Here is a 13,748-nt window from a genome sequence, read left to right as displayed (position 1 = left end):
AATAGTCACAACACGCATCGCCCGCTCTGCGCGAAGGTGATGATCGCCTTCGAATACACGCCAGGGATATGGTGGTTGCAATGGCTGAAACGATTCTGGAGCAGCAGGTGCGGAGGACGGAGGGGCCGGAGTTCTTCTCATCCGAAGATGTCGTAGGAAAGCGGGTGAAGAACCCGGAAGGTTACGATCTCGGCGAGATCTCGAGCCTGCGGGTCGGCCTGCCCACGGGAAGAGTGGCGTACGCGGTGCTCAGGACAGGCGGCATGTTCGGCCTCGGAGCGAAGCACTTCGCGATTCCCATCGAGGCCATGGTCTACCGGCCGGGGGACGATGTCTTCTTGGTGAACATCAGCAAGTACCGGCTCGAGAACGAACCCGGGTTCTCGGAGGGCGATTGGCCGAGAGAAGCGAACTGGAGCCTGATCGAGTCGAGACGCCCCATGGGTCCCCCGAGCCAGGAAGAGGCCCGGGCGGTGACCCGGACGGAGGCGCCGCCCCGCGAGGTCGTCACGACGGAGCGGGTGGAGGTGCGGGAGCGGGCACCCCGGGAAGGGATGGCGATACGAGCCGAGGAGGTGGAAGAAGGCAGGGCCCGGACGGCGGTGCCCGTAACGGGGGCTCCTCCCCGCGAGACCGTCGTCGAGGAGGTGGAAACCCGGCCGGTGACGGAGGCTCATGCCCCGACGCTTGAGTCCATGATGAAGGCCGAGGACGTGGAAAAGGGCAGGGTCGAGACCGCGCCCCGCGAGACCGTCGTCGAGGAGGTCAGGAGAGAGCCGCCGGCCGCGATGGAGACCCGGCCCACGACGACGGGGCCGGCTCCCGGACACCTCTCGGCCGCCGGCCTGCAGACCTACCTTGCGGGGATGAACTACCCCGCAGGGAGGCAGGATCTCATAACCCACGCCCGGAAGAAGAGTGCTCCGGAAAACGTGCTCACGACGCTCGGAGGATTTCCCGACCGGACGTACCGGTCGGCCGCAGACGTGAGCGCGGAGTTCGGCGGTGAGGCACGCACCCGGCAGCCGACCGGGATAGAGACGCCGGCCGGGGAAGTTCGGGAGACCGGGACGGTGACACCGTCGCTTACGCACATCTCGGCTGCCGACCTGCAGGCCTACCTCAAGGGCATAGACTACCCGGCGGGAAGGCAGGACCTGATCGCCCACGCCCGGAAGAACGATGCGCCGGAGACCGTGATCGCGGCGATCGAGGGCTTCTCCGACCGGAAATACCATTCGGCCGCCGACGTGAGCACGGAGTTCGGGAAGGTCAGATAACCCTACCTTTTTTTCGGAAGGAACCGCAGTTACGGGAAAAGTTTCGTCTGGATGGTATCCCGGTCGCCGAACGTGAGATGACGCGCGGCGGCCCTCCCCCGGATGCCGACACGCGCAAGGTCGGCCGGGGAGGCGAACGGCCGCACTCTCCGCAGGCTGAGGATCCGGTCCGCGGCCTTCGGCCCGATCCCGGGGACGCGGAGGAGGTCGCGGCGCGGGGCGAGGTTGACGTTCACCGGCATCCTCCCGGCCGCGAGAACAGCCTTCGGGTCGCGGTTCGGGAAGAAACCCTCCTCGTCGAGGGCAGCCCGGAGTTCGTCGGCCGTGATGCCGTAGTCCCGGAGCAGGTAGTCGGCCTGGTACCACCGTTGCGCCCGCCATGCCGGGGTGTCGGGGTGCGATGCGAGGGGAGTCCGGGGGAGGGAGTGGAACGCCGAGAAGTAGACCCGGGAAGGCCGGACCCGGCGGTACTGGTCGGCGAGGCAGGAAAGGATCTCCGCATCGGTCTCGTCCGCAGCCCCGACGACGAGCTGCGTGGTGTGGCCGCCGGGCTTCTCCTCCGCCACCCAGGACTGGCGTTTCAGGATATCCTGCCGGTAATCCTTCACCCCGGCGATGCCACCGAGGCGGTCGGGGGACGTCGTCTCCAGGTTGATGCTGATCCGGTCGGCCACGCGGGCGGCGTCGTGGATATCCGCCCGGGTTGCGCCGGGAAGGATCTTCAGGTGAAGGTAGCCGCCGTAGCCCCGGCGGCGCAGAACCTCTCCCGTCTCCACGAGATCGTGCATCACGCAGTCGACATCCCGGGGGATGCCGGAGCTCAAGAAGAGTCCTTCGACGAGTCCGTCCCGCCAGAGGCGGAGGAAGGTATCAGCGAACTCCCGGGGGGAGAAACTCGCCGGCTCCCGCTGAAGACGGACGGGGCAGTAGGCGCAGTCGTAGGAGCAGGTGCCGTTGAGAAGCATCTTGAGCATCCGCCCGCACCCGCCCGTCCGGCGGTTGTAGGAGATATAGGGAGCGATCACGGTTCGCACATTCGGGTCTTCGAGACCGTCAGGGGTTTCTTGGGATGCACGAAGGGTATCGAGCGGAACGGGCAGAATTTCCGGCGCTGGAGAGACCTCTCTGGTCTCGACCGCGACCGGGAGGAGTTGAAGGCACTCGCCCGGGCTGCAGATGTCGAACCGCCCGGCAGCGGTGAGATAGGTGAGTTTCTGCTCCGCGACGGACATACCGGAAGCATCGGCCCGTGAGTAAAAGAGCCTGTTCCGCGGAGGGTGAAAGTGTCCGGGACCGGTCTCCTCTTCCGGGGGAAAGAGATATGACCTCCACCGGACTCTACCATCGCGAGGAGAGAGGAGATGAAGGGTCGGCCCGAATACGATGCGGTCGTCGTCGGCGGCGGACCCGCCGGGAGCACCGCCGCCTGCCTGCTCGCGGAGGCCGGACACAGCGTGGCGCTCCTCGAGCGGCGGACATATCCGCGGAACAAGGTCTGCGGAGGGTGCCTCAGCCAGAAGACCGTCCGGTTTCTCGACCGGGTCTTTTCCCTCCCGGTTCCCGCGCTCCGGCAGGCAGGGCTGCTCGACTTCACCGGGACGGGGTACGCGCTCTACATCGGGAGCCGCCGCATCCTCACCGAAGACCTTGATGAACCGGTCTACTTCACCGGCAGGGAACGCTACGACGCTTTTCTTGCAAAGATGGCGGCACGGGCAGGGGCGGAAGTCCACACGGGCGCGGAAGCGGCAGGGATCGACCACGCCCGCCGGACCGTCACGACGTCGGACGGCGACCGGTATTCCGCCCGGGTCATCATCGGGGCGGACGGGGTTCACAGCCGGGTCAGACGCACCCTCCCACAGAGCGTCGTCGACAGGAAGCGGTGGCAAAACAACCTCGGGTGGACGCTGGAACTTGCGATCCCCCGCAGGGAGGCGGAGACGCTCGTAAACGAGGACGGGCCGATCCGCCTGGATGACGGCCTCGCCACGCCTCACCTGATCCTTGCCGCCTGCCGGTGGGGCTACGGGTGGGTCTTCCCGAACAGGGAGGCGATCATCGTGGGGATCGGGGGGCTGTTATCGGCAAACGGTGGCAATCTCCGCGATACGTTCGAAGCGTTCCTCAAGTCCGTCGGGCTCTCCGCGTTCGCTGCCCGGAAACCGGCTGGATACCTCCTGCCGCTCGGGAACTACATCCCCTCCCCGGCCCACGAGGGGACGGTTCTCGTCGGCGACGCAGGCGGGTTTACGGGCCCGCTCCTCGGGGAGGGGATCTTCTACGCCCACCGGACGGCGGAACTTGCCGCCCACGCCGCCGACCGCCACCTTACCGCCGGAGCACCGCTCGCCGCGACCTATACCGCCCTCCTCCGCCGGCGCCTCATCCCCGAACTGCGGGCGGAGACAGCGCTCCGGAACTTCGTCTACCGCTGCCTCGACGCCCGGATGCATGCACCGCTCGCGGCGTTCATGCGGGCGACGAACACCCTGGTCATCGACGCGGTGCAGGGCACCCGGTCGTTTCGGGGTTTTTTGCGTGACGACGACCTCCATTCCGCTATCTGGTAAGGGATACCTCTATCCACCCCGAGATCCGGGAGAGATGCCATGAACACCCATACCCCACGCCACCCCGCCCTCTACGAGGTCAACGCCCGCGTCCTGCTCCGCCACCTCGGCAGAGAGGCCGGGCGCCGCCTCACGCTCGACGACATCCCCGATTCCCGGCTCGCGGAACTGGCCGGGTGCGGCTTCTCCTGGGTCTACCTCATGGGAGCCTGGGAGACCGGGGAGGCCGGGCGCCGGGTCTCCCGCTCGAACGAGCAATGGCTCGCCGGGTACCGGTGTCTGCTCCCCGATCTTAGCGAGGAGGATATCTGCGGCTCCCCCTTTGCCGTTGCCGGCTATTTCCTCCACCCCGACCTCGGGGAGCCGGAGGCACTCCCCCGGTTCCGCGAGCGCCTGCACCGGTACGGGATCCGCCTGATGCTCGACTTCGTCCCGAACCACACCGCACCCGACCACCCCTGGGTGCAGGATCGCCCGGACTACTACGTTCACGGCACGGAGGAGGAACTCGCCCGCCGACCGCAGGAGTTCGTCCGGGTGAACCTTCCCGGCGGCCCGGCCGTCCTCGCCCACGGCCGGGACCCCTACTCCGGCGGCTGGCCCGACACCCTGCAGCTCGATTACGGCAATCCGGCCATGCAGGAGGCAATGACCGCCGAACTGCGGAGGGTCGCGGGGCAGTGCGACGGCCTCCGGTGCGACATGGCGATGCTCGTCCTCCCGGAGATCTTCCGGCGGACCTGGGGGCGGGAGACGGAACCCTTCTGGCCCCGCGCAATCGAAGGCGTCCACAAAGAGCACCCGGGGTTTACCTTTGTGGCGGAGGTTTACTGGGACCTCGAGTGGACGCTCCAGCAGCAGGGATTCGACTACACCTACGACAAGCGCCTCTACGACCGGCTCCGAAACGGGGCAGCCCGGCCGGTGCGGGAGCATTTTTGGGCGGATCCTGAATACCAGAAAAGATCCGTCAGGTTCCTCGAGAACCACGACGAGAACCGGGCGGCGGCGGTCTTCCCGCCCGACCGCCACCGGGCAGCCGCCGTCCTCGCCTTCCTCTGCCCGGGTCTTCGGTTCATTCACCGGGGGCAGGTTTCCGGGCGGCACAAGAAGGTCTCCGTCCACCTCTGCCGGGGCCCGGAGGAGCCGGCCGACCCGGCCATAGAAGAGTTCTACCGGCGGCTTTTTGCCTGCCTGCGCCTGCCGGCGTTCCGGGACGGAGAGTGGCGGCTCCTCGACTGCACCCCCGCATGGGAGGGGAACCCCTCCCACGACGGATATGTCGCCTTCGCCTGGGAGAGGGAGGAGCAGCGCTTCCTCGTCGCCGTCAACTACGCCCCCGACCGGGGCCAGTGTTACGTCCCGCTCCCCTGGGCGGACCTCACGGGGAAGGCGGTCCGGCTCCGCGATCTCATCGGGGAGGCACGGTATGACCGGGACGGCGAGGGGCTCCTCTCTCCCGGACTCTACCTGGACCTCCCCGGGTGGGGCCGCCACGTCTTCGAGGTCGCGGGAGAGTGACCGCTCCCCTTCAGGGGGACGGGGGAAGGTCTTTTACCGGGGACTGGACCTCGGTCAGGAGTTCCTCCTCCGGCACCTCGGCGGGGTCGTTGAGATAGAGTTCACGCGAGGGGCCGGACGGCACGAGGCGGTGCTCGTTCATGTAGGAAAAGAGCCGCTCGTATGCCTTCCCGACCCCGGGGTAGGGGCCCGTGTGGAGTACCGAGAGGAACCGGCCGCCCGGAAGGTTCACGACCTCGACGGCGGTTCCGTCGAGGCTGACGGACCCTGTGATCGGGACCGCCACCTCGATGTCCGCGTCTGTCTCCCGGTACTCCTCGTCATGGCAGATGAACATGATCGGCCCGGCGATCCTTGCAGCCGGCTGCCGTCCGTCTTCAGGACAGACGTACGTGAAGAGTTCCCGGATCATTCTCGGGATCGTTTCCTGGTAGATACCCCGCTCCCTGAGGCTGAGCGCCCGCACGGTGGGGATATCCTTGATAACAGGTTCGGTAATCGACATACTGAATCCTCCGTTGAACGGGTCCTGCTGCTGTTTGCGCAGGGCCCCTGCAATCGCATGCAGCCGGCCGGCCTCCCGTTCGTTCTCAGCGAGACGCCGTGCAAAGTGTTCCTGGATCATCGCGGCATCGCCACGTTCCCGTGCCTCGAGGATGGCCTCCACCTCGGAGAGGCCGAACCCGAGCCAGAGCAGGTTTCGGATACGGATGCCCCGCTCAATCTGGTCGTAAGTATAGTAGCGGTACCCCGTGCAGATGTCTCTTGCCGCGGGGACGAGGAGCCCCCGCTCGTCGTAGAGGCGGAGCGCTTTCTGCGACAGGTGCGTGATTCGCGAGAACGTGCCGATAGGGATCTGATCGACGGGCATGGATTACATCCACCTGTTGGCTTCGCCGGGTAGTAATAGACGGTCGGAGTCTCCCCCGGGGGAGAGTTCCCGACGTCCGGCGCAGTTATTCGTGGTTGGACGGTCGGAGGCGTCAACCTTCCGAAAAAATCCGGGAGGGACGGATGGGTCCGTCACCACTTCTGGATAAGAGAGAGAAGCATCTTTCTGACCTGTCCGGTCAGCTCGCAGGTGGGATTTATCTCGAGCGCTTTATCGGCGCACGCAAGCGCGTGCCGGTACATCCCGAGGTGGTAGAGGACGCTGCACTTCATGCTCCACCCGGCGGCGTACTTCGGGTCGATCGAGAGCACCTTATCGAAGCACTCGAGCGCTTTCCGGTACTCCCCGAGCGCGTACAGGGCGCCGCCCTTTAGGCTCCAGACCCGAACGCTTCCGGGATCGTCGGCGACGGCACGGTCGTAACAGGCGATTGCCTCCTCGTGCCGGTGCCCGAGGAAGTGAGCGTAGCCGAGATCCGTCCAGGCCGCCACGAAGTGGGGATCGATCGCGAGAACGCGCTCGTAGCAGGCGACCGCATCATCCATCCGGTGCATCGCGACGAAAACGCCGCTCCGGTTGTACCAGGCGACCGCAGAGTCCGGGTTGAGTTCCACCGCCCGGTCGTAGCAGGCGAGCGCCTCCTCGAGCCGGTTGCGGCGCCGGTGCAGCATCCCCCGGGAGACCCAGGCGGGAGCAAACTCGGGATCGATCGAGAGCGCCTTCTCCCAGCAGTCCAGTGCATCCTGGTCCCTACCGAGGAGATCGAGAAAGACCCCTTTGTTGTTCCACATCTTCACGTTTGCCGGGTCGGATTCGAGTACCCGGTCGAAACAATCGATTGCCTCGGGAAACCGCCCTTGCTGCGCAAGGGAGACGGCTTTTCTGCTCACTGTGGAATCGGTGCAGGCGCCTTCCCGGCCTTCGGGTTCGCTCCTGCCGAAGAGTCTCTCTGTAATGCTCACGCCGGACATTCCCCCCATGGTCACGCAACTGGTAGCGCGCATATAATATAACCGTTACCCCTGTAGCCGGACCCGGCAGGTAGACCTGCCGGGTTTCGGGAGAGTCCTGCCGGGTGCGTCACTCCAAACGACGCCGCGCCGCCGGAAGCACCCGCGCCACCCGTCCGATCCCGCCCTCGCGGCGGAGCTCGGTATGTACCCGGGCATGGCAGATATCGCAGAGCGTGACGAGGTTTGACGGAACATCGTTCGTGGGATCGCGGTCGATATGGTGGATATGGAGATCCTGCTCTCCGCCGCAGACGGTGCACCTGTTCCCGTCGCGCTCAAGCACACCGCTACGCGTCTCCTTCCATCGCCGCAGGGTATACTTGTCCCGCGCCCGGATGGGGATCTCGAACCGTTCACAGTAGACGACGGTTCCGTCCCTCACGGCAAAAGGGCATTGGCGGCAGAGCCGGCGGAAACCGTTCCGGCCGGGATTATCCCCGCAGAGGGGAGGTTTTGAGCGGTCAAACGCGTCCAGACTCAGTTGAAGGTCGGTGCTCACGATCAGAAGAAGGTGGGTTTTAGGACGGGATAAGGGGTGGGTTGTCCCCGCGGATCACGACGGTGTCGGGACGGGTGTCGCGGGGGCTACGGACGTCCGGCTCCGGTGCAGGACGTCACCTGCAGAGTTCCGGATCTCGATCTCAAGCGCTACCCCGTCCGAGGGGGCCTCGCGTGGGACGACAACCTCGATGGGGTCGGCGCGGGAGATATCCTCGTACTGCACGTTCTCGCGGGTCTCGATCGTCGTTCCCCACGAGACGTCCCGCTCGATCGTATAGGTAGCGCTGTAGGCTCCCGGTTCATCGGTGTCCGGGACGAACCGGAACTCCACACGGTCGTCGTAACCGGCGGTCTCGCCCCGGAACTCCGCATCCATCGCCTCTCCCGGGGAAGACTGTTGTTCTGTGCATCCTGCACAGAGCAGTACCGCCGCAAAAAACAGACAGACGAGCAGTGTACGCGTTATGGTCGAAGTCATTGTTACCGTTTCCTGCCGGCCCCGCACCCACGGAAACCCCGCGGGTGCGTGCCGCAAACAGAGTGGTGTTGACTTCCAGACATCAAAATAGCTTCTGCCGACATTTCCAGCGATCCGGGAGGGAATGACGGCAAAACGTCATCTTTTCTTCTCCTCCCGGTAGGGGATCGGGACGTAGGCTACCGACGGGCGGCGGGGCATCGCCTGGGGAAAGAGGTCCATCAGCCGGTAGATCCCGGCGGGCATGCCTGAAGTGACGGGGAGCCCGAGTTCCCGGGCCTGCTCGAAGGTGATCGGGTAGTCGTGCGTCCACGTTCCTCCGGAGAGCAGGCGCGCGAGGCTGTCCGCACGCCCGGCGTCCATCCGTTCCCGGAGGAGATCGGCCACGAACTCCCGCATCTGGGTCTGGGCCTTCGCCGCGATGTCGACCAGGACGAACGTCTCGTCATCGATCTCCTCCGGGGGCTTCAGGCGCGGGACACGCAGGAGCGAAGCCGCCGGGTACTCCCCGATCCGGGGGTCGACCGGGCCGAGCACGGCGTTCTCGTCCATCACCACCTCGTCCGCCGCAAGGCAGATGAGCGTCCCGCCCGACATGGCGTAGTGCGGGACGAAGACCGTCACCTTCCCCTTATGCCGCCGGAGCGCCATCGCGATCTGCTCCGACGAGAGGATCAGGCCGCCGGGGGTGTGAAGGATGAGGTCGATCGGCATCTCCGGGGCGGTGAGCCGGATCGCCCGGAGGACCTCTTCGGAGTCGTTGATGTCGATGTAGCGAAAGAGCGGGATGCCCAGAAAGCCGATCCGCTCCTGCCGGTGGATGAGGGCGACGACCCGGGTCCGGCGCCCGGCTTCGAGATCCTGGATCGCCCGCAGGCGGCGGGCCCGGGTCACCTGCTGCTGGACGACCGGCACCGCGAAGAGGAGGAGAATGACGGCGGCGAGGAGCACCGTCCAGAGGTCGGGCATGCCGGAGCGTAATGCGCATCCCCAATAAAGAAGGTTCGCTCCGCGGGGCGGTTCAGGAGAAGAACTCATCGATCGACGCCTGCCGGGTGCACCCGCCCTCGAGCATCGAGAGCCTGACCCCGATAAGGCGGACGGGTTCCCCGTTGAGGAACGGCAGGAGCAGGCCGGATGCGGCCCGCCGGATCGTCTCCGGGTCACTGGTGAACCGCGGGAGCGTCCGCGACCGGGTATGCGTCTGAAAGCCGCGGTACCGGACCTTAACGGTGACGGTCCGGCACCGGAGGTTATCGGCGCGAAGCGTCTCCGCGACATCATCCGCAAGTTCTGCGAGGGTTCCCGCGAGGACGGGTGGGTCGGCGGTGTCCGCTTCAAACGTCGTCTCCCGGGAGATGGATTTGCACCCCTCCCTGCCCTGAACCTCGCCGTCGTCGATGCCCCGGGCGAGGTGGTGCACCCGGACGCCGGATCTCCCCAGACGGGCGATGACCTCCTGGACATCGCGGCGTGCAAGGTCACCGACGGTCAGGATGCCCGCCTGCCGGAGGTCTTCACCGGTCTTCTTTCCGATCCCGGGGATCCTCCCTACCGGCAGGGAGGCAAGGAACCCGGCGACCTCGTCCGGGCGGACGATCGTCAGTCCATCCGGCTTCTGGAAGTCGGAGGCGATCTTCGCCACCGCCTTGCCCGGAGCGACCCCAACCGAGCAGGTGAGCCCGGTCTCTTCCCGGACCTCCCGCTTGATCGCGGCGGCAAGCGCTCCCGCCGCGGGGAAACTCCCGGCATCGCTGACGTCGAGGTAGGCTTCGTCGATGCTCACCTGCTCGATGCGCCCGGCGTGCCGGGAGAGGAGCGCCATGATCTCTACCGAGACGCTGGCGTAGAACGGGCGATCCACCGGGAGGTAAACGCCGTGCGGGCAGAGGTCGAATGCCCGGGAGATCGGCATGCCGGAATGCACCCCGTAGCGACGGGCCTCATACGAGCAGGTGCTCACGACCCCGCGGCCCGCTCCTCCCTTCGGGTCGGCGCCCACGATCACCGGCCTCCCGGCAAGGGACGGGTCGCGGCGGACCTCGATGGAGGCGAAGAAACTATCCATGTCCACGTGCAGGACGATGCGGCTGCCGGTTGTCACTCTATGAAGTCCTCCCGGTTTCTTACGGGAGTGTTGGGAGTCCGGCGATATAGGGGGTTTGGTGGCGCGGGGCGAAAGTGCAGGGGTGAGAGAGGTTTGCGCGGGTGCCGGATATGGGACGGGAGCGGCTTCCCCTGATCATACCGGCGATGATCTGTGAAAGCCCGAAAACAGATTTCGAGGGGATATCGCCTTTTGGGGAACGACGCTCCGCAGGAGCGGAGTTCGAGCACCGAAGGTGCGAGGTGGGGCTGACGGGGAGTGCGATGGGCGGAACGCCCGGAGTTCGACCACCGTCAGGTGGGGAGGGGGGAGCATACCCCCTCCCCTGTCTCCATCTCTTAGAGTAGTGTGTAACCCCCACCCCACCCGCGCTTCGCGCTCCTCCTCCGCACCTTCGGTGCTCAAACTCCTGCTGTTCCAGCAGTTGTTCCCCGCCCCAAGGGGCGGGGGCAGTCATGGCGATATCCTCACGGTCCAGTGTATGGGGCGTTTCCCATGAATCCATTTCCACACCTGTCGCAAAAATCCGTTTTCGGGCTTCCCTCGAGCCTTACACTTGCCTGAACCTCCAGGCACCCAGGGTGTGGAGCATCTTTGCAACAGGGGTTTCGCCCACCACCACGCACCCCATCCCAACCCCCGCGCGCCTCCCGGCGACCGAGACGGGTTCTTTACGGACGGGGAACCCGGCAAATGCGACGTTCCGCTATAAAAACAGCATACATCATGATACGAACACTCAACCTCATAATACGTGGGCGAGTGAGGACCACTCGCTCCACCTTCTCCAGCTGATCGGCAGGAATGCTTGCGATCGCGGATTATGAGGACGTGCAAATAAAAAGGGTTATGGAGTTGTTTACCGCGCCGGGATGATGAGCGAACGCTCGCCGGCGGGCATGAACTCGCGGATTGCACCCTTCGCGAACTCGCGGCGGGGCTCGGCGAAGTCGAACCTCAGGCTCGGGTCGGCGAAGCAGACCTTGACGAGCGGGCTGTAGCAGAACGCATCGCCGCGGCCGTAGTGGGAACCACCGACGATGGCGGCGTACTCGCCCTGGTGTCCGACGTTCATCGCGTAGTTCGGGTAGTTCGGACCACGCAGTTCGCCCATCAGACCACGGTCGGAGACCATGGAGAGGGAGTTCGCGGAACCGCACTGGTCCTGCAGGTCGTAGCCGAAGAAGCCGAGACGCGACCATCCGTCCTTGTGCAGGAGCATGGAGAGGTACCAGCCGTTTAAGCCGGCGTTCGAGTTGCCGGTCGTGATGGAGGTCGTGAGACCGGACGCGGCGGCGATGACACCGGCACGCTGGGACCCGCCGAAGTGGTCCTCCATCATGGTCGGGAACTGCTCGTACTGCTCCATGGCGTTGAGGGTGACCTCGGTTGCGAGATCGTTGACGATCTCCTGGGTCGGCTTGACCTTGTCGCTCGGGCTCGGGTTCTTCCAGTCGACCTTGTACTTGTCCTTGGCGTAGTCCATACCGTAGTAGGTGAACTCGTCGAGGATGTTGTCGGTGTAGGCCGCGGTTGCGTACTGGGTGAAGCCGACGCCGCCGGACATGTAGGAGCCGAGCCAGATCTGGTCGTAGAGCATGGTTCCGGCGCCGACGACCTCAAGGGAGGCCTTTGCGGGGTCGTTGGGGTACTTGCGGTTCGCCTGGATGATGTCGCTGAAGAGACCGAACTTGATACCGCCGGGCTCGTTCGGGCCACGGGCACGCCGGGCGGGCAGGATCGATCCCATCTGGACGACGCCTGCGTGCTTTGCAGCGTAGGAGAGGTCGGCGACGGCCGCTTCACCGGCGCACATCCGGTACGCAGCGATGAAGGACATACCGATCTGCATCGCAGACCACCGGGAGGTCGTTCCACCGTCGCAGGTCCTGGAGACCGCGGTCGGGATGTGGATCGCCTGGTACATGCTCTTGCCGACTTCGGCCTTGAGTTCCTCGGCCTGCTTCGCGGGGAAGAGCTTCTCGATGTTCAGCAGGAACTGGGGCTCGATGTCATCTGCGAGCTCCTGGTCGCCGGTGAAGACCTTGACGTAACAGTCATCGACGAGGCCGGGGTGGGTCTCGACCATGTGCTCCTGGACGACGGCGCCGCCGGGCATCGCGTGGTTCAGGATGTGGAGGTACTCGTTGATCGTCTCGGGGGTAACTTCCTTACCGAGACGCTTCTGCAGTGTCTGGTGGGCGAGGTCCATCCCGACGATGACGGTTCTCCTGATGTCATCCCACATCTGCTGCATTGCAGAGTTGTTGACGAAGTGCAGGTCGTCGCCCTCCACGAAGACGCCGGTGCCGGAGACCTCGTAGGTCATCAGCTGGCGCTGGCCCATCGGGATACCGCCCAGGTGGCAGCGCTCGGGGTCATACATGGAGATACCCCGGTCCATCTCGACGGCGCGGCTTGCCTTCATGAACTCCATCTTACGGGGGGACTGGCGGACGCCGTTGAAGTTGTAGAACTCAGCGGTCTCGGACTCGACGTCCTGACCCTGGAACTTCTCCTTGAGAGCCTTCAGGAAGAGCTTCTGGGATCTTTCAATCTTTGCCATTGTAATCACTCCTCTTTCGGCATGAAGCCGTATTTCGTTCTCAGCGAGTGGATCCGCTGGACGTATTCGATGTACTCGGTGTCGTCACGGTACGAGGTTCCTACGAGCGAGTGGTAGATCGTCGTGTGGGCCTTGAGCCACTTCTCGTCCATGGGCTTGCCAACGGCAACCGCACGGTCGAGGGGCTCGCCGATCTGGTTCTTGACGTACTTGACGATACCATCCTCGCCGAGGACGTTCCTCTGGAGCATGTCGAACATCATGCCGTCTTCAGCGAGACGGAGCGAGTGACCGTGCACGGTCGCACCGCGGATGCCGACGAGAGCGGGGTCGAACATCTCGGTCTCGATGAGATCCTTCGCGTATTTCTCGAGGTCACGCTCGCGGCACTCGACGATCTGACGACCGGAGAGCGTACCGGGGTCGATACCGCGGAAGCGGTACATCTCGGTGTAGGTCCGCTGGTAGGGCTGCGAGGGGGCGTTGAACATCGAGTCCGCGAACTGAATGTAGCGGACGCGGTCGCCGGCCTTCGCACCTTCGGTGGGCTTGACGAGCTTGCGCATCGGGCAGTTGACTTCCTGCTGCTCGGCGAGCGGGGGGTGAGCCGTCGGGTATGCCGATCCGGGAGCGCGGTGGCCGAGGATCAGCACAATGTCCTCATCCGTTACTGAACGAACCTTCTCAAGCTTCTGTTTGGGGTCCATCTGTTTGCGCCGGTTCGCGGCGACAATCGATGTCCCGGGACCGTACTGGGGCTTGTATGCCATGTTTCCATTCACCTCAAAGTGATTGATATCTTATCCATTTCCTGTCT

Annotated in this window: 12 protein-coding genes; 3 read left to right on the top strand and 9 right to left on the bottom strand. The window is 65.0% G+C overall.

Annotation, left to right across the window (positions count from 1 at the left end; all coding sequences use genetic code 11):
• Positions 1–80 precede the first annotated feature (80 nt).
• Positions 81–1,280 (top strand): DUF2795 domain-containing protein, encoded by a 1,200-nt coding sequence (locus MEMAR_RS13235; protein WP_011843232.1) that lies wholly within the window; start codon positions 81–83, stop codon positions 1,278–1,280.
• A 29-nt stretch (positions 1,281–1,309) separates the two neighbouring features.
• Here MEMAR_RS13235 and MEMAR_RS01855 read toward each other — a convergent pair whose 3' ends face one another.
• The gene (locus tag MEMAR_RS01855; RefSeq protein ID WP_011843231.1) at positions 1,310–2,512 is read right to left on the bottom strand and encodes a radical SAM protein; all 1,203 of its coding nucleotides are present in this window, start codon (positions 2,510–2,512) and stop codon (positions 1,310–1,312) included.
• 129 nt (positions 2,513–2,641) lie between these two features.
• Between MEMAR_RS01855 and MEMAR_RS01850 the strand changes: the two genes are divergently transcribed.
• Together MEMAR_RS01850 and MEMAR_RS01845 are read left to right on the top strand one after the other, a co-directional pair.
• Positions 2,642–3,853, top strand: coding sequence for an NAD(P)/FAD-dependent oxidoreductase (locus MEMAR_RS01850; RefSeq protein WP_011843230.1), 1,212 nt, complete (start codon positions 2,642–2,644; stop codon positions 3,851–3,853).
• Between the two features lie 39 nt (positions 3,854–3,892).
• On the top strand, positions 3,893–5,374 hold the full coding sequence (locus MEMAR_RS01845) for an alpha-amylase family glycosyl hydrolase (RefSeq protein ID WP_011843229.1): 1,482 nt from the start codon (positions 3,893–3,895) through the stop codon (positions 5,372–5,374).
• Between the two features lie 10 nt (positions 5,375–5,384).
• Here MEMAR_RS01845 and MEMAR_RS01840 read toward each other — a convergent pair whose 3' ends face one another.
• From MEMAR_RS01840 to mcrG, 8 genes are all read right to left on the bottom strand, one after another.
• On the bottom strand, positions 5,385–6,245 hold the full coding sequence (locus MEMAR_RS01840) for a MerR family transcriptional regulator (RefSeq protein ID WP_011843228.1): 861 nt from the start codon (positions 6,243–6,245) through the stop codon (positions 5,385–5,387).
• Between the two features lie 152 nt (positions 6,246–6,397).
• On the bottom strand, positions 6,398–7,237 hold the full coding sequence (locus MEMAR_RS01835) for a tetratricopeptide repeat protein (RefSeq protein WP_011843227.1): 840 nt from the start codon (positions 7,235–7,237) through the stop codon (positions 6,398–6,400).
• A 109-nt stretch (positions 7,238–7,346) separates the two neighbouring features.
• Complete coding sequence (locus MEMAR_RS01830; protein ID WP_245526634.1) at positions 7,347–7,661, bottom strand: HNH endonuclease; 315 nt, start codon at positions 7,659–7,661, stop codon at positions 7,347–7,349.
• A gap of 171 nt (positions 7,662–7,832) precedes the next feature.
• Entirely contained in the window at positions 7,833–8,156 is a 324-nt protein-coding gene (locus tag MEMAR_RS01825) for a KOW domain-containing RNA-binding protein (protein ID WP_048063714.1), read from the bottom strand.
• 240 nt (positions 8,157–8,396) lie between these two features.
• A complete protein-coding gene (locus tag MEMAR_RS01820; protein ID WP_011843224.1) occupies positions 8,397–9,227 on the bottom strand; it encodes an SDH family Clp fold serine proteinase in 831 nt (276 codons plus the stop codon).
• A gap of 52 nt (positions 9,228–9,279) precedes the next feature.
• A complete protein-coding gene (gene dinB, locus MEMAR_RS01815; protein WP_011843223.1) occupies positions 9,280–10,362 on the bottom strand; it encodes a DNA polymerase IV in 1,083 nt (360 codons plus the stop codon).
• A gap of 862 nt (positions 10,363–11,224) precedes the next feature.
• Positions 11,225–12,931 (bottom strand): coenzyme-B sulfoethylthiotransferase subunit alpha, encoded by a 1,707-nt coding sequence (gene mcrA, locus MEMAR_RS01810; protein WP_011843221.1) that lies wholly within the window; start codon positions 12,929–12,931, stop codon positions 11,225–11,227.
• Positions 12,932–12,936: 5 nt separating this feature from the next.
• Positions 12,937–13,701: a coenzyme-B sulfoethylthiotransferase subunit gamma gene (gene mcrG, locus MEMAR_RS01805; RefSeq protein ID WP_011843220.1), complete on the bottom strand. Its 765-nt coding sequence runs from the start codon at positions 13,699–13,701 to the stop codon at positions 12,937–12,939.
• Positions 13,702–13,748 lie beyond the last annotated feature (47 nt).

The sequence above is a fragment of the Methanoculleus marisnigri JR1 genome (assembly GCF_000015825.1).
Lineage (GTDB): Archaea > Halobacteriota > Methanomicrobia > Methanomicrobiales > Methanoculleaceae > Methanoculleus > Methanoculleus marisnigri.
This window is presented reverse-complemented; position numbering and strand designations above follow the sequence as displayed.